Genomic DNA, 23,986 nt, shown 5'->3' on the forward strand with positions numbered 1-23,986 from the left:
GCGAGCATGGTCCCGCGACTCCGCAAATAATTCCCGATACCGCTCTTGCAAGCCGGACTTCGGTTCCCACGTCCTGGAAAGGACATACGCCCGAATGCGGCCGGCAGGGTCGCCAGATATTCGGAGTGTCATGATCGCCAGCCGCAGACGTATGCCTCTTTTGCAGGAGGGTACGATGTCGGATTCTGGTTTCTTGAAGACTCATCGAACGTGGGAAGACTGGTGTGGGATGCTGCTGGGCGCGTTGATCGTGGCCTCGCCGTGGTTCCCGATCCAGGATCAGGCGATCTCCGGTCACCAGACGGCCATCCTGAACACCGTTGCGATCGGTCTCGTCGTATTTGGCATCAGCCAGCTCGAATATGTCGCCTTGCAGCGCTGGCAGGAGGTGATGACGATCCTGGCCGGACTGTGGCTCATCGCCTCGCCATACGTGATCGGCTATTCCGGTGAGGGATTTCTCCGCATCTATCACACGACCCTCGGTGCGGTGGTGGTGCTGCTCGGCATTCTCCAGCTATGGCAGGACTGGGATATGAATGACCAGGACTTGCTCAAGCACGGACAATAGACCGTAAGTACGGCAGGCCCGCCGGCCACGAGCGGCGGGCCTGTGCACTCACCGTGTCACGAGATCCGCATAGTCCGGGTGCTTGTCGATCCACGCCTTCACGAACGGGCATTGCGGGATCAGCTTCAATCCGTCGGCGCGGACCTGGTCGAGCGCGCCTTGCACCAGCTTCGAGCCAATGCCCTTGCCGCCAAGCTCCTTCGGCACGTCGGTGTGCTCGAAGGTGATGACACCGCCGTCGAGCCGGTAGTGCTCGGTCGCAAGATGACCCTCCACGTCGAGCTCATAGCGGTGATGGGCCTTGTTGTTGATGACGTCGCTCATATCATTGCCTTGCAGCTGCCGGCCTCGCGCACGAGATCGTAACGCGCGGTCCGGCCGGGGTTTCCAATCCGAAGCTGTTCCGTTCAATCGGTCGCTTTGGCGAGCCTGGAATCTTCGGCTTGTGGCTGCGGGCGGAGGCAGCCCTGGCAGATGACCAGGGAGCGGCTGACCCTGGCGTCCTGTTCGGCCTCGATGCCATCCTGCGCCTGCCACCGTTCCTTCGAATGGGGCTGAGCGTCGGCTTGCAACCTGTTGCGCTCGGAGCGGCTGGAGGTTCGTGTCGGCTGCGAGGCGGCGCGGGGCCGGTTGGGATCCTCGCCGGCGCCATCCCAGGCATAACGCGCAGGCTTGACGGCGAGATCGGATGCCAGATGCGCTTGCGGAGTCGCGGCACATCCGGCGAGCGCCAGTGACAACAGAAGGAGGGCAGGCGCTTTGACCATGATGCGGCACTCTGTACGCGAGAACTGAGCGAGGTTGCGTCGATCATGTTTAAGATTTCCTGAACGATATCGTTTGTGGTTGCGACCAACACCAATGCGATATCTGATCCTCCTGCTCAGCTTGCTCGTGACCGGCGCGCGTGCCGACGACGCAAAGCCGTTCAATCCGGCCGATTATCCGCCCGGCGTGCAGAAGGCTGTGCGCTTTGCCAATGAGGAATGCGAGAGCCAGCAAGGCGGCGAGGTGACCTTCGCGCATGATACGGTTCGCAGGATCGACCTGACCGGCGATGGTCGTGAGGACTACATCGTCGATTTCCAGGACACCAAATGCGGCGATCGCGAGACGACCTATTGCGGAACCGGCGGTTGCGTTATGAAGATCCTGGTGACGCTGCCGGACGGCAATCTGCGCGAGGTGTTCGACGGCTACGTTCTTCGCTACAAGATCATGGCAGCGCCGGTGAAGCGCGGCGCCACGCGCACCATCCGCTTCGATCTGCATGGCAGTTTCTGCGGCGGCTTTGGTCCGCAAGCCTGCTGGAAGACCAAGGCCATCACGGCGACGCCTTTTGCGTTCAAGCAGTAGGCCAAGTCTGCGGCAGCCGGCCTTGCGGGGGCAACGGCGTTGGCGATAAATGGGCTGCAATGAACGGACGGCTTGCGTGCCGCCCGTCGTCCAAGAGGAAGCCCGATGCAGCCCCTGCGCATGTCCCGCCGCGTCATGAATCTCGCCTATATGCTCACCCAGAATGCGCGGCGGCATGGCGCGCGTCCCGGCTTCGTTTGGGGGGACAAGTCCTGGACCTGGCGCGAGATCGATGCGCAGGTCTCCGCCCTGGCCGCGGCGCTCGCCGCGCGGGGCATTGCCAAGGGCGACCGCATCCTCGTCCATGCCAAGAATGGCGATGAGATGTTTGTCTCGATGTTCGCCGCGTTTCGGCTCGGCGCGGTCTGGGTGCCCACCAATTTCCGTCTGATGCCTGATGAGGTCAGCTATCTCGCGCAGGCCTCCGGCGCCAAGGCGTTCCTGTGCCATGTCGATTTCCCCGAGCACGCCGCGGCGGTGAAGGACGGTGCGCTGGAGTTCACCTGGAGCGTCGACGGCAAGGCCGCGTTCGGCGAGCGCTCGGTGGCCGATGCGATCGCCTCGCATGCGGGCGCCGTTGTGGAGAATGTCGCGGTCGAGCATGACGATCCCTGCTGGTTCTTCTTCACCTCCGGCACCACTGGACGCTCCAAGGCGGCCGTGCTCACCCACGGCCAGATGGGATTCGTCGTTACCAATCATCTCGCCGATCTGACGCCCGGCACGACCGAGCAGGATGCCTCGCTGGTGGTGGCACCGTTGTCGCACGGTGCCGGCGTGCACCAATTGATGCAGACCGCGCGCGGCGCGCGCACCGTGCTGCTGCCGACCGAGAAATTCGACATCAACGAGGCGTTCCGCCTGATCGAGGCGCATCGCGTCAGCAATCTCTTCACCGTGCCGACCATCCTGAAGATGATGGTCGAGCATCCCGCCGCCGGCAAATACGACCATTCCTCGCTGCGCTACGTCATCTATGCGGGCGCGCCGATGTATCGCGAGGACCAGAAGGCGGCGTTGAAGAAGCTCGGCAAGGTGATCGTGCAGTATTTTGGCCTCGGTGAGGTCACCGGCAACATCACCGTGCTGCCGGCGGCGCTGCACGACCCGGAGGACGGCCCGCACGCCAGGATCGGCACCTGCGGCTTCGAGCGCACCGGCATGCAGGTGTCGATTCAGGACGATGAGGGCCGCGAGCTCAAGGCTAACCAGAGCGGTGAGATCTGCGTGATCGGGCCTGCCGTGTTCGCCGGCTATTACGACAACCCCGAAGCCAATGCGAAGGCGTTCCGCAATGGCTGGTTCCGCACCGGCGACCTCGGCCACATGGACGAGGAGGGTTTTGTGTACATCACAGGACGTGCGTCGGACATGTACATCTCCGGCGGCTCCAATATCTATCCGCGCGAGATCGAGGAGAAGATCCTGACCCATCCCGGGATCGGCGAGGTCGCCGTGCTCGGCGTGCCCGACGCGACCTGGGGCGAGGTCGGTGTCGCCGTCTGCGTTGTCCGAGAAGGCGCGAAGGCGGTGACCGAAGCGGAGATGGCGGCGTTCCTGTCGCCGAAGGTCCCGCGCTACAAGATGCCGAAGCGCTTCTTCTTCTGGGACGCGCTGCCGAAATCGGGCTACGGCAAGGTGCCGAAGCGCATGGTGCGCGACGAGCTCGAGGCGCGCGGGCTGCTCGACCTCGACAAGGCGAGCTGAGCGCACCACATGCGGAGCATCAAGCAGCCGGGCGCGCCGCTTCCCGAACGCATTCAATGGGTGGAGGCGAGGGGACGCGCTTTCTCGTTCACACTTCAGGCCGGTCTGCCGCTGCTGGAGGCCGCGCGGCGCGGCTTTGCCGCGGAGGGCTTCGCCGGCGGCGTGCTGAATTTTCGCCATGGCGCGCTCGGGCCGTTCGCCTATGTCATGCCGGCGCTGTCGAAGACCGGTGAGAATGCGGCGTTCTACAGCGATACGTTCCGGCCCGCTGGCGTGACGCGTTTGAGGCTCGGCAGCATGACGCTCGGCACGCGCGACGCTGCGCCGTTCTTTCATTGCCACGGACTGTGGACGGAGGCTGACGGCAAGACGAGCGGCGGCCACATGATGCCGGACGAGACCGTCGTCGCCGAGCCGTTCGAGGTCGAGGCCTTCGGTCTGAACGGGGCGGTGTTCACGGCCGAGCCTGATGCGGAGACCAACTTCAAGCTGTTCGGACCGGTCGCGGCTGCAAGCACCGACGCGCGCACGACGAGCCGCGCCTTCGCGCTCCGCCTGCGCCCGAACCAGGATTTTGCCGGCGCACTCGAAGCGTTCTGCCGCACGAACGGCATCGCCCACGCGAAGATCCACGGCGGCGTCGGCTCGACCATCGGCGCGCGCTTCAGCCATGGCGGCGTGACCGAGCCGTTTGCGACGGAGCTGGCGATTACGGCAGGGACAATCGCGCCCGGCGCCTCCGGCGCGCTGGAAGCTGCGCTCGATGTCGCCCTGATCGACTATACCGGCCGCGTTGCGGAGGGGCGTCTGATCCGTGGCGACAATCCGGTACTGATGACGATGGAGCTGGTGCTGGAGGCAGGGGACTAGCTCGTCAGCCGTAAGGGAGTGGGTGCAAGATAGCGCTTTTGCACTCCAAATGTTCCTGTCATGTTCCGTTGGGGATGCGAGTAGCGGCGGGACGTCATGGCACGAAGAGGCAATCGAACGATCAACCTGCCAGCGCCGTATCTGAAGCGGGTATGGCTCGATCCGTCGCAGGTTCGCGACCGCGAGGCCTATCCGTTCTGCTTGCCCATCTTCCCTGACGATTTCGAGCTTAGCTTCGACAGCCCCATCACGATCATCGTTGGAGAGAACGGTACCGGGAAGTCGACCATCCTCGAAGGCATCGCAGCGCTCGCCGGCTATGACGATGCCGGTGGCGGCAAGGGCTACAAGCCGGTCGATCATTCCGAAGCGCGCGAGGAGATGGGCGGCCAACTCTCCAAGGCGCTGCGCGCAAGCTGGCTGCCGAAGATCACCAACGGCTGGTTCTTTCGTGCGGAGAGCTTTTTCTCGGTCGCGCGATATCTGGACAAGGCTGCGCGCGACGCCGGCCAGGTCGGTCCCGATTTCTTGTCGCACTCCCATGGCGAAGGTTTTCTGCGCTTCTTCGAGGAGCGTTGCCAGCGCCAGGGCATCTTCATCTTCGACGAGCCGGAATCGGCGCTGTCGCCGGCGCGCCAGATCGAATTCCTCAAGCTACTGCGGCGCATGGAAGACTCCCGCATCTGCCAGGTCATCATGGCAACGCATTCGCCGATGCTCATGGCCTATCCCAACGCGCGGCTGCTGCGGCTCGGCAAATACGGCCTGGAGCCTGTCACGGTGGAGCAGACCGACCATTACCGGTTGATGCGTGAGTTTTGTGTCGATCCGCGCGGGTTCGTGGAGGCGACGCTGGGGGACTAGGTGAGGGAATCCTGTAACAGTAGCTCTCTCTGTCGTCGTTGCGAGCGCAGCGAAGCAATCCAGAATCTTTCCGCGGCAGCAGTCTGGATTGCTTCGCTGCGCTCGCAATGACGGAGTGTGGAGCAGCAGTGCGCCAACTCCCGTGTCCCGGTCAAGCTGCAACGCGTGAGCATTGCGGCGCAGAGCCGGGACTCAGAAAGCCGCAGCATCGCGGATGCATGGGCTCCGGTTCTGCAGCGCATCACCATAGCGTCGAAGACGCGCGTGAACGCGCTTATGGTGCTGCGCAGCGTCTGTGGCACGAGACCGTTATCAATTCGCTGGCGCGGCTTCACATCCTCGCGGCAGAGTCCGCCCGAGCTTTGCTGCATTCGCCACCCTCGAGAGTGCCGAGGGCGCAGGGAAGGCCGGGTGCCGGCTGGCACCCGCGGTCCACTGTGCGAAGCGTGTGCTTGAAAAAGCTGCACAGCGGCATACAGGTGAAGCCAAACATCCGGCCTTCCCTGCGCAGTGGGTTGACGGCTTATGTCGTGCTCTCCCCGGGGAGCGATGCACTATTGCCCCCGTCGCCTTGCGGATGACTGACGGTGCGGGCCCGGTCGGCCCGCAACGTCACCGCAAGCCTTGGCGCACAGACCCCGGGCGCCAGGACCACACGATTTTGCCGTACGCAGACTGCGCCCGTCGTGTGCGCGCCTCGCCTGCTCACGGAGTGATCCGCCCTGCAAACCGCTTGCGCGCGACGCTGCCTGCGTCCACCACCTCCCATCCCGCGTTCGTGACGATCGCGATGCGCCCCTCGGCCCGGGTTGGGGTGGCCGCAACATGCGATAATTCCGAATTCGCGTAAAGCGAATTATTTCGGCTTGGCCAGGTTGACCCCGGTCTGGTGTTTTGCCCGTCGACCAACCCAATCAATGGTGTGCATTGGCTTTGCCACCACCGTGCCACGAACGGGTCTCCCCATGGCCCAAAAATGCGCTAGCATGACCTCAGCGCGCGTTCCAAGTCGCGCAGATTGAGAAACGAGGAAACGAGATGAGGATGAGAAGCGGACCGGCGATCGCCGGGGTGGCGGCGCTGGCGGTGGCGGGGATGGCTCTGATGACCGCCTTCGAGCCGGTCTGGGCCCATGGGCCGACGCGGCAGAAGGTGAGGGAATCCATCGAGATCAACGCGGCCCCCGCCAAGGTGTGGGCGGTGATCGGCAATTTCCAGGACATGAGCTGGCTTCAGCCGGTCACCAAGACCGAAGGCGAGAAGGGCAACGAGATCGGCGCGACGCGCAAGCTGACCCTGACGGGCGGCGGGACGGTCGAGGAGGAGCTCTACAAATACGAGCCCGACATGCAGAGCTATTCGTACCGGATCACCAAGGTCGACGTGAAGGTGCTGCCTGTGACCAATTATTCCTCGACCCTGACGGTCTCGCCCGCGCCTGATGGCAAGGCCAAGCTGGAATGGGCCGGCGCGTTCTATCGCGGCTATCCCAACAACGACCCGCCGCCGGAGCTGAGCGACGAGGCCGCGATCAAGGCCGTGAGCGGGCTGTACAAGGCCGGGCTCGAGGCGCTCAAGAAGAAGATCGAGAGCGGCAGCTGATCGTGCGAGCGCTGGTTCTGGCGGCGCTCGCCGCCAGCCTTTGTTACGCCGGCTTTGGAAGCGCGCGCGCCGACGAGGCGTTCGTCACCAACCAGCTCAGCGAAGATCTGATGGTGGTGGATCTCGCTGGCGCGCGCGGCGTTGCGACCATCCCAATCGGCGGCAAGCCGGCCGGCGTCGCCGTCAGCGCCGACGGGCGCTTTGCCTATGTCACGAGCCCGGATGCCAAGGCGGTGACGGTGGTCGACGCTGCCACGCGGCAGGTCGCCGGCCGCGTCGAGGTCGGCGGCGGGCCGCTCGGCATTGCCGTGGCGCCCGATGGCAAGACGGTCTATGTCGCCGATTGGTACGCGGCCGCGGTGCGGGTGATCGATACGGCCTCGCGCAGCGTTGTCGCCAGCATCGCGGTCGGCGCCTCGCCGTCGGGTCTTGCGGTGACGCCCGACGGCAAGCTGCTGCTCTCGGCGGACCGCGACGACGACAGCGTCTCGGTGGTCGAAACGGCAACGCGCCAACGCAAGGCCGTGATCAAGGTCGGCACCCGCCCGTTCGGCGTCACCATCGATGCCGAGGGCAAGCGCGCCTACACCGCCAATGTCGGCTCCGACGATGTCTCCGTGATCGATATCGCGGAAGGCCGCGAGATCGGCCGCGTGCCGGTCGGCATGCGCCCATATGCGGTGGCGCTGACGCTAGGCCGAGGCTTCGTCACCGACCAATATGGCGGCACCGTCAGCGTGTTCGACCTGGCGAGCCTCAAGCCGGTCAAGCGCATCCATGTCGGCGACTATCCCGAAGGCATTGCGGCGACTGCCGACGGCAAGCGCGTCATTGTCGCCTGCTGGGAAAGCAACACGCTAAGCATCATCGATGCGGCCGAGCTCAAGGTGATCGGCGAGATCAAGACCGGCGACGGCCCAAGGGCGTTCGGGGCGTTCCTGCGCAGGACGGAGTAGTTCGTCACAACCCGAGGCCGCTTGCTCCGGCCGGCCGAATTCAAGCGGCCATTCCGCCAGAGCTCAATTGACGTTCTGCGCTTCCAAGATCGTGTTCTCCGGCGCGCCTCGGTCGGTCCAGTCCGGCGGCAGCCCGATTCTTTCTCCGGCCAGGCCTGCCAATCCTGGCGCCCGGCCGAATGTTTCGCAGATCGCTTCCTTGGGCGCACCACCGAGAGAGGCGCTCAATCTGTCGACGGAAGGCGGCGTGGGGACCTTCCCGAACGGGCTCTCCGCGGCAACGAGAAACCTCCCGAAATCGCTTCCGAAAGCCTCGGCCAGGTCATAGGCGTCGCCATCGCTCGATACACGCGGAGCGCTGGTGAAGGAGTTCGCTCCGCGCGCCCAGATCATGGCCGCCTGTTGGTTGCCGCTGCGGTCACGGGCCTCGGCCTCGACGGACAGGCTTCCCAGTCCGATCGGAAGGCGCGGCACCGGAATGGGCACGCCGGGAGCGACGATGGACGGCACGACGCTCGCGACCTTGGAGACGCCGGCTGCCGCCGCATCGGTCGGCGCAATCTGTGTGATGACGGCGCGAACATTCAAGTCCGCAGCCTCCGTGGGAGCTACGATCCGGAAGCGCTCGCTGAGCGCAAGACACATCGCTCTGTTGATTGCGTTCTTGATCAGCCTGCGCTGCTGCGGCGTGAACGGCTGGCTGGCTGCGGTCGCCGTGAACGCGGTCGGCTCGATGCGAGCGGTCTTCGCGGCGAGAACATCAGCCTTGCTGATCCGGAGCTGCGACTTGGTCAAGAGACCATCGGACGGCGTGAGATCGTCGTAGGAGGCCAGCGACCCCGCTCGTTCCAGCGGAGCCGCCGCGCAACCGGCGGCCATCGAGCTCAAGACCGCAACTGCGAGCCACCTCATGGCGAGGGAACGAGACCGGTCGCCACTCCCTGGGCCACGCGCCGGGACTGCGCGACGGGCAGGGGAGAAGGTGCGGCGCCCGGCGCCGAGGCGAGCATGGGCTGCCAGGTCACGTTCCAGCGCGCCAGCGTGGCACCGTTGCCATCGAAAACCAGGTCGAGAAAGGCCAGGGTGAGCTCGGCCGTCGCGAGCTTCACCTTCGGGTTGAGCGCCGGACCACCGGTGAACGAGCGATCGGTGAAGATGCTGTGCGAGCCGCCTTCGAACACGGCAAGCAGCTTGCGCGGTGTGGCAATGGCGTTGAAGACCTCCAGCCGGTCGGCAGCGGGTGAGTAATATCCGGGGATCTGGATGACGTCCTTCGTCGCCGTCACGTGCAGGGTTGGAACGGTGATCCTGCTCAACACCGAGGCAAGATCGGGTTCGCCATAGAATGGAGGGGCCGAAATGACGATGGCGGCGGCAAAGCGCGGGTCGCGCGCCTCGACCCACTTGCCGTCGCGCATCACGCGGGCGCCAACCGCAACAAGCGCCGTGTTCGCCCCATAGGAATGCCCCGCCGCCATGATGCGCCGGCGGTCTACGTGGGCACCATGGGGACTCGACAGCATGCGATCCAGGGCAAAGCGCAGATCCAGGGCTCGCGCCAGCGCCTCGCTCTCGTGAGCGGCACGCTGCAGGCGGTCCACGACGGCGAGGGGATTGCCCGCCCAGAGCGAGGAATCGCTGCCGGCATGCTGAACATGCAGGCTGGCGACGCCGCGGGCCGACCAATATCGCCCCAGATAGCTGTAGCCCCGGCGAGAGCCGCCGAGCCCATGGGAGAACACGATGAGCGGCACGCGCGATCCCGGCGCAACATCCGCCGGCCAGTGCAGGCGCGCCGGAACGGGCCGCGAACGCGCCGGATCGACCCAGTCGAAGTCGACGACCGCGGGGGGCGCGGACTGCGCCCGGGCTGGAGGCGCGGCGAGCGTGGCCGTGACGGCGACCGCCAGCAGCGCGGCACCGAACCGCCGTCGGGTCAGGCTTGTCGCTCCGCTCGCACCGTCCGCGCCATTCGCGTGCGCGGATCGCACATGCTGAGAGGAAGTGTCGCTCAACCCGTTCACCATGAAGGCACCTTGTATGAAGTCGCACCAAGTGTAATCGACGTATTGCACTTAGTGTAATTTTGCAAACTGGTCGATTTCATGGCAAAACAGGTCATGAAAAGTTCATGCCGGAAGGAGGAAGGCCTGCGCGAGCGGAAGCGGCGCGAAACGCTGCATCGTATCGCCGAGCAGGGCCTTAAACTGTTTCTGACCAGGGGCTATGATGCCACCACGCTCGACGCGATCGCGGAGGCGGCGGGGATCTCGCGGCGGACGTTCTTCTACTACTTCAAGTCCAAGGAAGAGATCCTCCTGGCGTGGCAGGATGGTGGTTTCAGCGAGACCTTGCGTGCCGCCGTGCTCGAGCAAACGACCAAGCAGTCGCCGCTCGATGCCGCAAGGAACGGCCTGCTGGAGCTGACAGCCCGCTTCCCGGTCGATTACAAGCAAACAAAAGTGATCGAGCGCCTGATGTCCGCGAACGAGTCGCTTCGCATCCGGCAGCAGGCGAAATACGTCGAGAAGGAAGCTGCCGTGTTCGCGGCGCTGTCCCAGATGTGGCCGCAGCCGCATCGGCAGGCTGCGCTGCGCGTGGTCGCCATGATGTCGGTCGGAGCCTTGCGGCTTGCGATGGACAGTTGGAATCGCGACCAGGGCAAGCGGCCCTTGGCCGTCTACGTGAAAGAGGCTTTTGCGTGCCTGAACCGGGAGATCGGAGCGGGAGCCTCGCGCAAGGCTGCCGGTCGATCCGGCGAGTGAGTGAGGGCCGGCCCGGGCTCTCGATGGAAAAGCAATACGGCCGCGCGGTGGTGTTAAGCCCTCATCGGAGCTGTGACGCCGATCAGCGCCGGCGCGATGTCACGGATGTGCTCGAACACATGGTCGGGCCGAAGCGCCGTTAGCGCCGCCGGTGCCGCATAGCCCCAGCACACCGCGCCGCAGGCGATCCCGACCGCCCGCGCCGCGTCGATGTCGCGGACCTCGTCGCCGATCGAGATCACCCTGCTAGGCGCGACGCCGGCGCGGCGGATGACCCGGCGGAATTTCGCGGCCTTGCCGAACAGCGACGCTGCGCAGTCGAAATGCGAGAACAGCGCTGCGGCGTCCCCGAGCTTCTCGCGCGCATTGGCCTCGCTGTCGGACGTCACCAGCGCGAGCTGCACGCCGTTCTCGGCCAGGGTTCGCAGCATCGTCTCGACGTCTGCGAACAGCGAAATCTCGGAAGCCGCCTCCGCCTTCAGCCGCCGCGCATGCCGCGCGATCGCCGGCAGCTTCCACATGGGCACTTCGAGCTTGGCGAGGATCTCGCGCGACGAGGCGTGGCGCAGCTCCTCGACATCCTCGTCCTTTACGCGGCGAAAGCCGAAGCGGTCCGCGACGTCGTTGATGGTGCGCAGGAACCACGGGAAGCTGTCGGCGAGGGTACCGTCGAGGTCGAATATGGCGAGGGAATAGGGCATGAGGCCGGATTTTGAGCTCGCTGACAAGCGTGAGGTCGCGTGCTAATATTCGTGGAGTTCGAGGACAGCCATGCGACACGAGCGGATCGAAATCAACCCTGCGATCGGCCGTTACGTCGTGATCGACGAGGTTCGATTCCGATCTCGACCCCTGTAGCTCCCTCACCGCAACTTACGAACATCGACATTGATGTCGAGATCGATATTCGTCACGCAGGTCTGGGTGCTCCTATGCGAGCCGCCTTCATGCCAGCGGCCATCCCGCGCCCGGGCCCCACTGACATTGGCCAGCTTCAGGCAGCGCCCATTGCGGCAGCGCCTGCTGCTTTCGCCTGCAAACTGCCAGGCCAGCACGGCTTCGTCACCGGACTTGTCGGTGCCGATGATATGCGGACAGAGCTCGCGACGGCGACCCTCGTAGACGCAAGTCACCTGTTGCTCGGCGAGGATCGCGTTCCGAAATAGCGTATAGGTTCGACTGGCTCATTGCTCCCTCCAGATCGATCATCTGGCCTTGCCAACCACTTGAGTGTAGTGATGCGGGACTGGAAGTGTAACCATGCCGATCAATGACACCCAGCTCAGCAAATTTCTGAGCCTGGTCCTGCGCCACCAGCCGGAAACGATCGGGTTGGTGCTGGATTCGCACGGGTGGGCCAGCATCGACGACCTGATCGCCAAGGCAAATGCCGCCGGCACAAAGTTTGGCCGCGACGATCTGCTGCGCGTCGTCGCAGAGAGCGACAAGAAGCGTTTCTCGCTATCCCCTGGAACTGATCGCATTCGCGCCGCGCAAGCCGTCTCGGTTGAACTTGGCTTGGCGCCGCAGGAGCCGCCGTCGATCCTGTATCATGGCACGGCGACACGGTTTGTCGAGGCGATCCTGTCCGAGGGCCTGAAGCCGCAGGCGCGCCAGCAGGTGCATCTGTCCTCCGACGAGGCAACTGCGCAGCGTGTCGGTCAGCGCCACGGCAAGCCGCACATCTTCAAGGTCGATGCCGGCAGCATGCATGCCAAGGGATTCAAGTTTTTTCGCGCAGAGAACGGTGTGTGGCTGACCGACCATGTGCCGCCGGAGTTCCCGGCGTAGCTTACGTCCTGGATTTCCAAACGGTCTCCTCGGTCCAGCCGAGTTCGGCGAATTCGGCGGCTCGCAGCGGCGCTTCGCCTTCCGCGAAGAACTCGTCGAGCTGCGGGGGCGCGACATCCGTTTCGCACAGCATGGCATGCGCCTGTCCGCGATGATGAATTTGATGCTGGAAGAGATGCATGAGCAGTCGGTCGCAGCGTTCGGTCTGCACGGTCGTGTCGCGGTTGATCCGGACGAAGGCGTCGAGCCGTTCAGTTGTCAGCGCATCGCAGATCGCAATCAGGCGGTTGTCCATTGCGGCCTGGGCAGTTTTGAGCTCGGCTAACGAGGGGTACGGCACCTCGTTCTTCCAGGCTGCCGGTCCGAGCCAGCCCCCTTCAAGCGCATCGATGTAGAAGAAGTCGATGATGTAGATGTGGTTCAGCGTACGCTGCAGGCTTGGAAAGAAGCCGGTGCGGGGGGCTTCGAATTCAGACTGGGATAGCGCAGCGCAGGCGGCGAGCAGGCGATGGTTCGCCCAAGCGTTGTTGTGGGCGAAGGCGCGGTAGGTTTGGACGAGTCCAGCGGACATGTCGGTTCTTTCCCGATCGAATAGTGGCGGATTACGCTCAGCTAATCCGCCCTACAGCCCTGCGGCTTCGATGCAGCGCAATCTACTCCGCCGCCTCGCTCGCCGCACGCCTCCGCTTTGGCTTTCGCGCCTTCTCCAGCACCGGAGCCAAAAATTTGCCCGTATAGCTTCGCGGCGCCTTCGCAATGTCTTCCGGAGGTCCCCACGCCACGATCTCGCCGCCGCCGTCGCCGCCTTCGGGCCCTAGATCGATGACCCAGTCGGCGGTCTTGATGACCTCGAGATTGTGCTCGATGACGACGACCGTGTTGCCCTGCGCGACCAGCTCGTGCAGCACCTCCAGCAGCTTCTTGACGTCGTGGAAGTGCAGGCCGGTGGTGGGCTCGTCCAGGATGTAGAGCGTGCGGCCGGTGGCGCGCTTTGACAATTCTTTTGCCAGCTTGACGCGCTGGGCTTCGCCGCCCGAGAGCGTCGTCGCTTGCTGGCCGACATGGATGTAGTCGAGGCCGACGCGGTGCAATGTCTGAAAAGTCTCGCGCACGCGCGGCACCGCCTTGAAGAACTCGGCAGCTTCCTCGACAGTCATGTCGAGCACGTCGGCGATGCTCTTGCCCTTGAACAGCACCTCCAGCGTCTCGCGGTTGTAGCGCTTGCCCTTGCAGACGTCGCAGGTGACGTAGACGTCGGGCAGGAAGTGCATCTCGATCTTGATGACGCCGTCGCCCTGGCAGGCCTCGCAGCGGCCGCCCTTGACGTTGAAGGAGAAGCGGCCGGGCTCGTAGCCACGTGCTTTCGCTTCCGGCAGGCCGGCGAACCATTCGCGGATCGGCGTGAACGCGCCGGTATAGGTCGCCGGATTCGAGCGCGGCGTGCGGCCGATCGGCGACTGGTCGATGTCGATGATCTTGTCGATGTGCTCGAGGCCCTCGATGCGGTCGTGCGGGGCGGCGCCCTCGCTGGCATTGTTCAGCTTGCGGGCGATGGCGCGGTAGAGGGTATCGATCAGCAGCGTCGACTTGCCGCCGCCGGAGACGCCGGTGACGCAGGTGAACAGGCCGAGCGGAATTTCCGCCGTGACGTTCTTGAGGTTATTGCCGCGCGCGTTCACCACCTTGATGGTGCGGCGATGGTTCGGCGGACGCCGCTCCGGCACCTCGACCTCGAGCTCGCCGGTCAGGTATTTGCCGGTCAGCGATTTCGGGTTGCGCATGATCTCGGCGGGCGTGCCTTCGGCGACGATGTTGCCGCCATGCATGCCGGCGCCTGGGCCGATGTCGAGCACGTAGTCCGCAAGGCGGATGGCGTCCTCATCATGCTCGACCACGACCACGGTGTTGCCGAGGTCGCGCAGCCGCTTCAGCGTATCGAGCAGGCGGGCGTTGTCGCGCTGGTGCAGGCCGATCGAAGGCTCGTCCAGCACGTAGAGCACGCCTGTGAGCCCCGAGCCGATCTGCGAGGCGAGGCGGATGCGCTGGCTCTCGCCGCCGGACAGCGTGCCGGAGGAGCGGGACAGCGTCAGATAATTGAGGCCGACGTCGAGCAGGAAGGTGAGGCGCTCGCGGATCTCCTTCAGGATGCGGCCCGCGATCTCGTTCTGCTGCGCGTTCAGCGCCTCCGGCACGGTCTCGAACCATGCGCCGGCGCCCTTCACGGACAGCTCCGAGATTTCGCCGATATGCTTGCCACCGACCTTGACGCAGAGCGCCTCGGGCTTGAGCCGGAAGCCCTTGCAGCCCTCGCAGGGCACGTCGTGAAAATATTTCGCCAGCTCCTCGCGGGCCCACTCGCTCTCGGTCTCGCGGTAGCGGCGGTTGATGTTGGTGATGACGCCTTCGAACGGCTTCTTGGTGTCGTAGGAGCGCACCCCGTCCTCGTAGGAGAACTTGATCTCGTCCTCGCCCGAGCCGTAGAGAATCGCGTTTTGCGTCTTCTTCGGCAGATCCTTCCACTTGGTGTCGAGCGTGAACTTGTAGTGCTTGCCGAGCGCGGTCAGCGTCTGCACGTAATAGGGCGACGACGACTTGGCCCAGGGCGCGATCGCGCCCTTGCGCAGCGTCAGATCCTTCTCAGGGATGACGAGGTCTTCGTCGACATGCTGCTCGACGCCGAGGCCGCCGCAGGCGGGGCAGGCGCCGTAGGGATTGTTGAAGGAGAACAGGCGCGGCTCGATCTCGGGGATGGTGAAGCCGGAGACCGGGCAGGCGAACTTTTCCGAGAACAGGATGCGCTCGGGCCCGCTCTTGTCGTGGATTTTCGCGGTCTTCTTCTTTTCCTCCGCAGGCGCAGCCGCCGCGGACGCATCGGCGAACTCGACGACGGCAAGGCCTTCGGCGAGCTTTAGCGCGGTCTCAAAGCTCTCGGCGAGGCGCTGGCCGATATCGGCACGCACCACGATGCGATCGACCACCACGTCGATATCGTGCGGGAATTTCTTGTCGAGGCTAGGAGCTTCCGCCAGCTCATGGAAGGTGCCGTCGATCTTGACGCGCTGAAAGCCCTTCTTGAGCCATTCGGCGAGCTCCTTCCTGTACTCGCCCTTGCGGCCGCGCACGACGGGGGCGAGCAGATAGAGGCGGGTGCCCTCGGGCAACGCCAGCACGCGGTCGACCATCTGCGAGACGGTCTGGCTCTCGATCGGCAGGCCCGTGGCCGGCGAATAGGGCACGCCGACGCGGGCCCAGAGCAGGCGCATGTAGTCGTAGATCTCGGTGACGGTGCCGACGGTCGAGCGCGGGTTCTTCGACGTCGTCTTCTGCTCGATCGAGATCGCCGGCGACAGGCCGTCGATCTGGTCGACGTCGGGCTTCTGCATCATCTCCAGGAACTGGCGGGCATAGGCCGACAGCGATTCGACGTAGCGGCGCTGGCCCTCGGCATAGATGGTGTCGAAGGCGAGCGAGGATTTGCCGGAGCCGGATAGCCCGGTGAACACCACCAGCTTGTCGCGGGGAATCTCGACGTCGATATTCTTGAGGTTGTGCTCGCGCGCGCCGCGGATCGTAATTGCGCGCAGGCTGGAGCCCGCGTTCTGTTGTTGGCGCTTCGCCTTGATCACTTCATCCATCCGAGTTGCCCTCAAGGAAGCCCAAAGGTGCGCGATCGCGCCAACAAAAAAGGCGCGCTGCGCCCGGAACCGGGATCGGCGCCGATGGGTATGGCAGCGAACGTAGGAAGAACGGCGGCGGATTTCCAGTGGGACTTGCGAATCGTCAACGGATTGTTGGCGTGCTGGCGGGATCTGGCAGCAGGAACGCGCGGAACCGCTCGCGGAGCACCCAGCCAAAACAAAAAGGCCGGCGCGAGGCCGGCCTTTCGTGACGATGTGACGTCGATCGTGATCAGTACTTCGCGACCACCGGGCCACCGAAGGTGTAGTTGAGTCGAACGGTAGCCATGTCCACGTCCTGCTTGATGCTGTCGGTGCGAGTGGTCACGCCGAGGAAGGTGAAGGTCTCGTTGTGCCTGCCCATGAACAGGTGGTTGTATTCGACACCGACCGACCAGTTCGGAGCGAAGCCGAATTCTATGCCGGTGCCGACGGTACCGCCCCAGCGCGTTTCGTTCGCGGTGTCGAGCGTAACGCCGCCAAAACTACCAGTGTACTTGTTGTGAGTGACGGCAGCGCCGCCCTTCACGTACCAAAGCACGTTGTTCCAGGCATAACCGACCTGGCCAGTGAAGAGGCCGATGGCGTCGATCCTGGTCTCGTTCACCAGCGGCGCGAGCGCGGCAGGCGAGCTGATGTTCGAACCCTTCAGGTCAGCCCAGTCGCCCTGGGCTTCGAGACCGAACACCCAGTTGGCGGACTGCCAGCGATAACCGATCTGGCCGCCGACGAGTGCGCCGGTCGCATTGTGACAACCTTCGGCCACCGCCGGAGCGACCACGAAGGGGCCGACACTGGTGAGATCCCAACAGTTGCGGCTCCAGCCACCGCCGGCGTTGGCGCCGAGGTAGAAACCGCTCCAGTTGTACGCCGCGATCGGCGCCACCGGTGCCTTGGCGTAGGGGCGGGCCGCCAAATCGGCCGCCGAGGCCGGTGCCAACGCGCTGAGTGCGAACAAGCTGGCCGAAGCCAGCAAAAGCTTCTTCATATCCATTCCCCACTTCCATTTCTCATTCCGGTCTTCCGGAGAGCGGAAGAGCAGCGGACTTATGACCCAAGCAACGTCATTGCTTTACACCATTGAAGCCAAAGGTTGTGTCACCTAGAGGTCACATCCCTCCGAAAACGCGAGCGAACGGGCGGCCGCAACAAACAAAAAGGCCGGCGCGAGGCCGGCCTTTCGTGACGATGATGCGTCAGAGACGAAGCTCAGTACTTGGCGACGACCGGGCCGCCGAAGTGGTAGTTCACGCCGACCTGCACGGTGTGGAGGTCGAGAGTGCCGGTGTTGACCGGGAAGACGCCCGAGAAGTAGGTCTCGCCGCCCAGGCTGCGATAGAGGTACTCGCCCTTGACCGACCAGTTCGGAGCAAACATCGCCTCGACGCCCGCGCCGACCGTCCAGCCCGAATGGAACTGGCTCTCCGAGAGGCTCAGAACGGGGGGCGCGCTGACGCTGATCTTGTTGTTGATCCAGGCGTAACCACCCGTGGCGTACAGCAGGACGCTCGGGGAAGCGAGCCAGCCGATGCGACCACGCACGGTGCCGAGCGCGTCGATACGCGAACTGACCGTCGTGGGAACGAGGGCGCCACCAAAATCAACAAGACCGGTCGCCGAGGCGTTTACGTCAGCCCACGCGCCATCAGCTTCGATGCCGAACACGACGTTGGAGGTCTGCCAGTTGTAGCCAACGGTGCCGCCGACGAAACCGCCCTGCATGCGCGGATCATCGGAGCTGTTTTCCCAGGCGCCGCCGCCGACGATACCGAGATAGAAGCCGGTCCAGTTGTAGACCGAGGCCACAGGCGCGGGGGCCTTGGTGTAGGGGCGGGCTGCCAGATCAGCAGCCGAAGCGGGGGCCGCAAGGGCGAATACACAGGCCGAAGCCAACAAAACCTTCTTCATTTTCAACTTAATCCCAGTCCCAGTTTCTGTTGTTGCCTTCCGTGGCGGAAGGGCAGCGGACTCAAACGGCCCAACTGACGCCGTCTTTACACCACCAAAGCCGCAAGTTGTGTCTCCGAAAAGCCACAACAGCGGAAAAGGTGATGGTTGCTGACTTATCTACGTCCAGCCGTCGTGCTGCAAAAAAAAGGGCCGGCGCTGGGGCCGGCCCTTCGTTTCGCTCACGATAGGTGGGATATCAGTACCTCGCGACCAACGGGCCGCCGAAGCGATAATTCAGGCGGACTAGACCCATGTCGACGTCCTGACTGATGCGATCGCTCCCGAAGGCAACGCCCGCAGGCGTCGTGAAGGCGATCGTACGGTCGCCGAGGAAGATGTGGTTGTACTCGACGCCGAGCGTCCAGTTCGGAGCAAATCCGAATTCCAGGCCGGCGCCAACGGTGCCGCCCCAGCGGGTCTCGCGAGCCGACGCCAGCAGCGTGCCGGCGCCAGGCGTGCCAGGCGCGGCATAGACGTCGTACTTGTCCCCGACTACGGCGGCGCCGCCCTTCACATAGAGCAGCACGTTGTTCCAGGCATAACCGACCTGGCCCGTGATCAGGCCAAAAGCATCGATGTGAGAGCGGTTACGATCACCGGTGACCAAAGCGCTTCCAGGGAAGAGGAGGCTGACGTTGTCCCCCGAGAAGTCAGCCCAGTTGCCCTGGCCCTCGAGGCCGAACACCCAATTGGCCGACTGCCAGCGGTAGCCGATCTGACCACCGACCGTGCCGCCGGTCGCATCGTGACAGCCTTCAGCCACCAGAACGCCCGTGACCGGGGTCACGAAGTCCCAGCACTTGCGGCTCGTGCCGCCGCCGCCGTTGACGCCGATGTAGAAGCCGCTCCAGTCGTAAACCGCGGCGACCGCCGGGGCCGGAGCCTTGGTGTAGGGACGCGCAGCCATATCCGCCGCGCTTGCCGGAGCCGACAGCCCCAATGCCATTGCACAGATTACGCCGAAAAGAATCTTATTCATTGCAGTCTCCCCAAGTTTCGTCCGCTTCATGAAAGTCCCTGAAGCGGCTGATCAGACGCGACACCCATATGAATCAATTCCAAGGCAAAGGTAGCCTAAGGAAAGGGCAGAGTCCGTCTCCGGAAAGCCACACTCGCCAGACTATTGACAGGTTCCATCTTGATGAATGTTAAGAGTTTTTTCCTATTCAAGGGAACTCGAAAAGGTTCCATTCGGGGCTGACGTTTTTCGCGGCACGCGGGAAAATGTCTGCCCGCCCATGATGAAGAACAAATCTGGAACAAACGTGCGCGCGATGCTATATGTGGGGATAACCTTGGGGGTGGCAGGCTGATCGGTGTCCGCAAGCGTATAGGGTCGCCCTAGCGGGCGCAGAGGAACGCGGGCAGCGGATTCGCCCTTTTGAAATTCAGTGGCATTCGGAGTGGAGAGCGGCGATGGCGGGAAGCGTCAACAAGGTCATTCTGGTTGGAAATCTCGGCAAGGATCCCGAAATCCGCCGCACCCAGGACGGGCGGCCGATCGCGAATTTGAGCATCGCGACCTCGGAGACCTGGCGCGACAAGAACACCGGCGAGCGCAAGGAGAAGACCGAGTGGCATCGCGTCGTGATCTTCTCTGAGCCGCTTTGCAAGATCGTCGAACAGTATCTGAAGAAGGGCGCAAAGGTTTACATCGAAGGCGCGCTCCAGACCCGCAAGTACACCGACCAGAGCGGCGTCGAGAAATACTCGACCGAGGTCGTGCTGCAGGGCTTCAACTCAACGCTGACGATGCTGGACGGCCGCGGTGGCGGCGGCGGAGGTGGCAGCTTCGGCGACGAGCCGGGCGGCGACTTCGGCTCCTCCGGACCCGTCAGCAGCGCGCCGCGCCGTCCCGTTGCCGCCGGCGGCGGCCGCAACAGCGACATGGACGACGATATCCCGTTCTAGGACTTGGGAAGAGGCGGCTAGTCTCGGCGCAGATAACGGCCGACTCGGTTTTCAAGGATCCGCACCAGGACAGGATCCATGAATTCATAGTCGTCCGGAATGTCGAGACAGATGACCCGCTTGTTGTTCAAGCTGGACCGGAATTTCCGGTTCAGCTTGGTCCGGTGGGTCTTTTCCATGACGAAGATGACGTCGGCCCATTCAATCTGCTCGGCGGACAGCAAGACGTCCGCGCCGTTCGAAATGCCGGCCGAGTCGGTCTCGATCCCCGGCCAGGTCGAAAACACCTGCTCGGCGGTAGGGCTGCGGAGGCGATTGGCGCTGCAGACGAAAAGGACGTTGGTCACTTTGCCGCTCTCGGAGACGATCGGGCAGGTATCGGCGGGAATGATTGGTCGGTGCTTCTCGGGCGGGCTTCCGAGAGTTCCTGCTACATAAATACAGTTCTTTGGTCCACGGCTTTTCCGGCCTAAGCTTATGTGCGCCTCCGCCGGACACGAGGAAGCCCTGCATGAGCCTTGCGCCGCTGCTTGAGGCCGCGCCGGTGGTCCCGCTGCATGCCTTTGCCGCAATGGCCGCCCTTGTGCTTGGCCTCTTCCAGTTCTCCGCCCCCAAGGGCACGCTGCCGCACCGGACTATCGGCTGGATCTGGGTGGTGCTGATGGTGTTCGTGGCCGCCTCGTCGTTCTGGATCCACGAGATCCGTCTGGTCGGGCCGTTCAGCCCGATCCATTTCTTGTCGATCTTCACCCTGGCGGTGCTGCCGCTGGCGGTATGGCGTGCGCGCACCCATCGCGTCGCCGACCACCGGCGGATGATGATCTTGATCTTCTTCGGCGCCCTGGTGGTGGCGGGACTGTTCACGCTGGTGCCTGGGCGCATCATGCACCGGGTGACTTTCGGGGCGTGAGAGCCGGTTCCGCCCAGTCCGTTCCGGCCCCGTCCGCGGCCGTGGCGCGAAGGGCGTAAGTCTCTGGAAAAACAGTGGGAAAAAGCGCTTCCCCAAAGCTCGGCAAGGGTGGTTATCAGGGGTGTGATGCGCTATATGATTCCCAGATAAAACCTCACCGGATTTCCCCTTGGCTGACGACGATAACAAGCCCGGCGACCAGCCGGCGCAACCCTCGGACATTCGCCCCGTCTCCATCCTCGACGAGATGAAGAAGTCCTACCTCGATTACGCCATGAGCGTGATCGTGTCGCGCGCGCTGCCCGATGCGCGCGACGGCCTGAAGCCGGTGCATCGGCGCATCCTGTTCTCGATGAACGAGCAGGGCTTCACGCCCGACAAGAAGCACAAGAAGTCCGCCGGTATCGTCGGTGACGTCATGGGTAAATACCACCCTCATGGCGACCAGGCGATCTACGACGCGCTGGTGCGCATGGCGCAGGACTTCTCGATGCGCGAGTTGCTGGTGGACGGGCAGGGCAATTTCGGCTCGGTCGACGGCGACCCGGCGGCGGCCATGCGCTACACCGAGTCCCGCCTGACCAAGATCGCGCTGAAGCTGCTCGAGGACATCGACAGCGACACCGTCGACTTCCAGGACAATTACGACGGTTCCGAGAAGGAGCCGGTGGTCCTGCCGGCGCGGTTCCCGAACCTGCTGGTCAACGGCGCGGGCGGCATTGCCGTCGGCATGGCGACCAACATCCCGCCGCACAATCTCGGCGAGGTGATCGACGCCTGTATTGCGCTGATCGACAATCCCTCGCTGACCATCGACGAGCTCATCAACATCATTCCCGGCCCGGATTTCCCGACCGGCGGCATCATCCTCGGACGCCAGGGCATCCGCAGCGCCTACCATCTCGGCCGCGGCTCCATCGTGATGCGCGGCAAGGTCACGTTCGAGACCATTCGCAAGGATCGAGAGGCGATCGTCATCACCGAGATTCCGTATCAGGTGAACAAGGCGACGATGGTCGAGCGCATCGCCGAGCTCTACAAGGAAAAGAAGATCGAGGGCATCTCCGATCTGCGCGACGAGTCCGACCGCGAGGGCTATCGCGTCGTCGTCGAGCTCAAGCGCGACGCCGTGCCCGACGTGGTACTGAACCAGCTCTACAAGTTCACCCCGCTGCAGACGAGCTTCGGCGTCAACGCGGTTGCGCTCGATTCCGGGCGTCCGCAGACGATGAACTTGAAGGATATGTTGACGATCTTCGTCGGCTTCCGCGAGCAGGTCGTTACCCGGCGCACCAAGTACAAGCTGCGCAAGGCGCGTGAGCGCGCCCATGAGCAGGTCGGCCTCGCCATCGCGGTCGCCAACATCGACGAGATCATCAAGGTGATCCGCACCTCGCCGACACCGGCGGCGGCCCGTGACACCCTGATGACGCGCGATTGGCCTGCGCGCGACGTCGAGGACATCATCACGCTGATCGATGACCCGCGTCACCGGATCAACGAGGACGGCACGATCCGCCTCTCGCTGGAGCAGGCGAGGGCGATCCTCGAATTGCGTCTCGCACGTCTCACCGCGCTCGGCCGCGACGAGATTGGCGGCGAGCTGTCGAAGCTCGCCGGGGAGATCGGCGACTATCTCGCGATCCTGCGCTCACGCGCGCGCATCCTGGACATCATCAAGACCGAGCTTGCCGAGGTGAAGGCCGAGTTCGCAACGCCCCGCCGCACCGTGATCATGGAGCAGGAGGGCGAGGTCGAGGACGAGGACCTGATCCAGCGCGAGGACATGGTCGTCACGGTCTCGCACGCCGGCTACGTCAAGCGCGTGCCGCTGTCGGCCTACCGGGCGCAGCGCCGCGGCGGCAAGGGCCGCTCCGGCATGCAGACCCGCGACGAGGACTTCGTCAGCCGGCTCTTTGTCGCCTCGACCCATACTCCGGTGCTGTTCTTCTCCTCGCGCGGCCAGGTCTACAAGGAAAAGGTCTGGCGGCTGCCGATGGCCGCGCCGAACGCGCGCGGCAAGGCCATGATCAACATCCTGCCGCTGGAGCAGGGCGAGCGCATCACCACCATCATGCCGCTGCCGGAGGATGAATCGACCTGGGGCCAGCTCGACGTGATGTTCGCGACCACGGGCGGCAACGTCCGGCGCAACAAGCTGTCCGACTTCGTTGACGTCCGCCGCTCCGGCATCATCGCCATGAAGCTCGACGACAACGAGGCGATCGTCGACGTGCAGATCTGCACCGAGCGCGACGACGTGCTGCTGACCGCTGCGGGCGGCCAGTGCATCCGCTTCCCCGTCACCGATGTGCGCGTATTCACCGGGCGCACCTCGATGGGCGTGCGCGGCATTGCGCTCGGCGAAGGCGACAAGGTGATTTCGCTGGCGATCCTGCGCCACGTCGACACCACCTCGGACGAGCGCTCGGCCTATTTGAAGATGCGCCGCGCGGTCGCGGGCGAAGCCGCCGCAGACGAGGCGCCGGCCGATGCCGAGGCCGAGGAGACCTCGGGCAGCTTCCAGCTCCCGCAGGAGCGCTATGTCGAGATGTCGGCGCAGGAGCAGGTCGTGCTGACCGTCTCCGTCAACGGCTACGGCAAGCGGACCTCGTCCTACGAGTACCGCACCACCGGCCGCGGCGGCAAAGGCATCGTCGCTATGAGCGTCAACCACCGCAACGGCAATCTCGTCGCCTCGTTCCCCGTGGAGGAGGCGGATCAAATCATGCTGGTCACCGACAAGGGCCAGCTGATCCGCTGCCCGGTCGAAGGCATCCGCATCGCCGGCCGCTCGACGCAAGGCGTGATCGTGTTCGACACCGCCGAGGACGAGCACGTGGTGTCAGTCGAGCACATCACGGAAGAGGCCGAGAACGGGAATGGAGCGAACGGGGAATAGAGGCTGGCGAATCGGGACTCATCCACCCGCCGTTCCTCGCAGCCGATAGTGCCCCTGAACGAGATCGCGCCCGTCGGGCCATTCCGACGGGCGCGAGCGTCGCGTAGTCTGCGACGAGACGTCACAAATGTTCCTGGGGTCTTGAGGGACCCGC

General features: G+C 64.2%; 24 protein-coding genes. 12 read left to right on the plus strand and 12 right to left on the minus strand.

The window, feature by feature from the left end; all coding sequences use genetic code 11:
* The first annotated feature begins 130 nt into the window (after positions 1–130).
* Positions 131–571: an SPW repeat protein gene (locus ACTEK7_RS02235; protein WP_311735376.1), complete on the plus strand. Its 441-nt coding sequence runs from the start codon at positions 131–133 to the stop codon at positions 569–571.
* 48 nt (positions 572–619) lie between these two features.
* Here the strand turns inward: ACTEK7_RS02235 and ACTEK7_RS02240 are convergent, their stop codons facing one another.
* Both ACTEK7_RS02240 and ACTEK7_RS02245 read right to left on the minus strand, forming a co-directional pair.
* Positions 620–895 (minus strand): GNAT family N-acetyltransferase, encoded by a 276-nt coding sequence (locus ACTEK7_RS02240; protein WP_036028195.1) that lies wholly within the window; start codon positions 893–895, stop codon positions 620–622.
* Between the two features lie 83 nt (positions 896–978).
* Complete coding sequence (locus tag ACTEK7_RS02245) at positions 979–1,338, minus strand: hypothetical protein (RefSeq protein ID WP_109143671.1); 360 nt, start codon at positions 1,336–1,338, stop codon at positions 979–981.
* Positions 1,339–1,432: 94 nt separating this feature from the next.
* Between ACTEK7_RS02245 and ACTEK7_RS02250 the strand changes: the two genes are divergently transcribed.
* The 6 genes from ACTEK7_RS02250 (at position 1,433) to ACTEK7_RS02275 (ending at position 7,926) form a co-directional block, all read left to right on the plus strand.
* The gene (locus ACTEK7_RS02250) at positions 1,433–1,927 is read left to right on the plus strand and encodes a hypothetical protein (RefSeq protein ID WP_225133680.1); all 495 of its coding nucleotides are present in this window, start codon (positions 1,433–1,435) and stop codon (positions 1,925–1,927) included.
* Between the two features lie 105 nt (positions 1,928–2,032).
* Positions 2,033–3,634: an acyl-CoA synthetase gene (locus tag ACTEK7_RS02255; RefSeq protein ID WP_036012717.1), complete on the plus strand. Its 1,602-nt coding sequence runs from the start codon at positions 2,033–2,035 to the stop codon at positions 3,632–3,634.
* Between the two features lie 9 nt (positions 3,635–3,643).
* The gene (locus tag ACTEK7_RS02260; RefSeq protein WP_225147093.1) at positions 3,644–4,504 is read left to right on the plus strand and encodes a PCC domain-containing protein; all 861 of its coding nucleotides are present in this window, start codon (positions 3,644–3,646) and stop codon (positions 4,502–4,504) included.
* 96 nt (positions 4,505–4,600) lie between these two features.
* Positions 4,601–5,368, plus strand: a complete 768-nt coding sequence (locus ACTEK7_RS02265) for an AAA family ATPase (RefSeq protein WP_225147092.1) — start codon at positions 4,601–4,603, stop codon at positions 5,366–5,368.
* A 1,038-nt stretch (positions 5,369–6,406) separates the two neighbouring features.
* Complete coding sequence (locus ACTEK7_RS02270; protein WP_036044199.1) at positions 6,407–6,970, plus strand: SRPBCC family protein; 564 nt, start codon at positions 6,407–6,409, stop codon at positions 6,968–6,970.
* 2 nt (positions 6,971–6,972) lie between these two features.
* Positions 6,973–7,926 (plus strand): YVTN family beta-propeller repeat protein, encoded by a 954-nt coding sequence (locus ACTEK7_RS02275; protein ID WP_109143677.1) that lies wholly within the window; start codon positions 6,973–6,975, stop codon positions 7,924–7,926.
* A 63-nt stretch (positions 7,927–7,989) separates the two neighbouring features.
* Here ACTEK7_RS02275 and ACTEK7_RS02280 read toward each other — a convergent pair whose 3' ends face one another.
* Positions 7,990–8,805 (minus strand): DUF3313 domain-containing protein, encoded by an 816-nt coding sequence (locus ACTEK7_RS02280; protein WP_306469099.1) that lies wholly within the window; start codon positions 8,803–8,805, stop codon positions 7,990–7,992.
* A 29-nt stretch (positions 8,806–8,834) separates the two neighbouring features.
* A complete protein-coding gene (locus tag ACTEK7_RS02285; RefSeq protein WP_225112467.1) occupies positions 8,835–9,941 on the minus strand; it encodes an alpha/beta hydrolase family protein in 1,107 nt (368 codons plus the stop codon).
* 105 nt (positions 9,942–10,046) lie between these two features.
* On the opposite strand from ACTEK7_RS02285, the gene ACTEK7_RS02290 reads away from it, so the two are divergent.
* Positions 10,047–10,691, plus strand: a complete 645-nt coding sequence (locus ACTEK7_RS02290; RefSeq protein ID WP_225147091.1) for a TetR/AcrR family transcriptional regulator — start codon at positions 10,047–10,049, stop codon at positions 10,689–10,691.
* 53 nt (positions 10,692–10,744) lie between these two features.
* Here ACTEK7_RS02290 and ACTEK7_RS02295 read toward each other — a convergent pair whose 3' ends face one another.
* Entirely contained in the window at positions 10,745–11,392 is a 648-nt protein-coding gene (locus ACTEK7_RS02295; RefSeq protein WP_036012680.1) for an HAD-IA family hydrolase, read from the minus strand.
* Positions 11,393–11,554: 162 nt separating this feature from the next.
* Entirely contained in the window at positions 11,555–11,824 is a 270-nt protein-coding gene (locus tag ACTEK7_RS02300) for a hypothetical protein (protein WP_225147090.1), read from the minus strand.
* A 127-nt stretch (positions 11,825–11,951) separates the two neighbouring features.
* Between ACTEK7_RS02300 and ACTEK7_RS02305 the strand changes: the two genes are divergently transcribed.
* A complete protein-coding gene (locus ACTEK7_RS02305) occupies positions 11,952–12,482 on the plus strand; it encodes an RNA 2'-phosphotransferase (protein WP_225147089.1) in 531 nt (176 codons plus the stop codon).
* Position 12,483: 1 nt separating this feature from the next.
* On the opposite strand, the gene ACTEK7_RS02310 is transcribed toward ACTEK7_RS02305, so the two are convergent.
* From ACTEK7_RS02310 to ACTEK7_RS02330, 5 genes are all read right to left on the minus strand, one after another.
* A complete protein-coding gene (locus ACTEK7_RS02310) occupies positions 12,484–13,053 on the minus strand; it encodes a DinB family protein (protein ID WP_036012672.1) in 570 nt (189 codons plus the stop codon).
* An 82-nt stretch (positions 13,054–13,135) separates the two neighbouring features.
* Positions 13,136–16,117 (minus strand): excinuclease ABC subunit UvrA, encoded by a 2,982-nt coding sequence (uvrA, locus tag ACTEK7_RS02315; RefSeq protein ID WP_225147088.1) that lies wholly within the window; start codon positions 16,115–16,117, stop codon positions 13,136–13,138.
* A 274-nt stretch (positions 16,118–16,391) separates the two neighbouring features.
* Positions 16,392–17,147, minus strand: a complete 756-nt coding sequence (locus tag ACTEK7_RS02320; RefSeq protein ID WP_225147209.1) for an outer membrane protein — start codon at positions 17,145–17,147, stop codon at positions 16,392–16,394.
* A gap of 221 nt (positions 17,148–17,368) precedes the next feature.
* Entirely contained in the window at positions 17,369–18,067 is a 699-nt protein-coding gene (locus tag ACTEK7_RS02325) for an outer membrane protein (RefSeq protein ID WP_036012666.1), read from the minus strand.
* Positions 18,068–18,305: 238 nt separating this feature from the next.
* Complete coding sequence (locus tag ACTEK7_RS02330; RefSeq protein ID WP_225147087.1) at positions 18,306–19,088, minus strand: outer membrane protein; 783 nt, start codon at positions 19,086–19,088, stop codon at positions 18,306–18,308.
* A gap of 437 nt (positions 19,089–19,525) precedes the next feature.
* Between ACTEK7_RS02330 and ACTEK7_RS02335 the strand changes: the two genes are divergently transcribed.
* Positions 19,526–20,020 (plus strand): single-stranded DNA-binding protein, encoded by a 495-nt coding sequence (locus ACTEK7_RS02335; RefSeq protein WP_025036423.1) that lies wholly within the window; start codon positions 19,526–19,528, stop codon positions 20,018–20,020.
* Positions 20,021–20,037: 17 nt separating this feature from the next.
* On the opposite strand, the gene ACTEK7_RS02340 is transcribed toward ACTEK7_RS02335, so the two are convergent.
* On the minus strand, positions 20,038–20,367 hold the full coding sequence (locus ACTEK7_RS02340; RefSeq protein WP_036028161.1) for a low molecular weight protein tyrosine phosphatase family protein: 330 nt from the start codon (positions 20,365–20,367) through the stop codon (positions 20,038–20,040).
* Positions 20,368–20,531: 164 nt separating this feature from the next.
* Between ACTEK7_RS02340 and ACTEK7_RS02345 the strand changes: the two genes are divergently transcribed.
* Positions 20,532–20,930 (plus strand): DUF2306 domain-containing protein, encoded by a 399-nt coding sequence (locus ACTEK7_RS02345; RefSeq protein WP_036028159.1) that lies wholly within the window; start codon positions 20,532–20,534, stop codon positions 20,928–20,930.
* A 169-nt stretch (positions 20,931–21,099) separates the two neighbouring features.
* A complete protein-coding gene (gyrA, locus tag ACTEK7_RS02350; protein ID WP_225112462.1) occupies positions 21,100–23,832 on the plus strand; it encodes a DNA gyrase subunit A in 2,733 nt (910 codons plus the stop codon).
* The last annotated feature ends 154 nt before the right edge of the window (positions 23,833–23,986 follow it).

It is taken from the genome of Bradyrhizobium sp. JHI2711 (assembly GCF_056156565.1).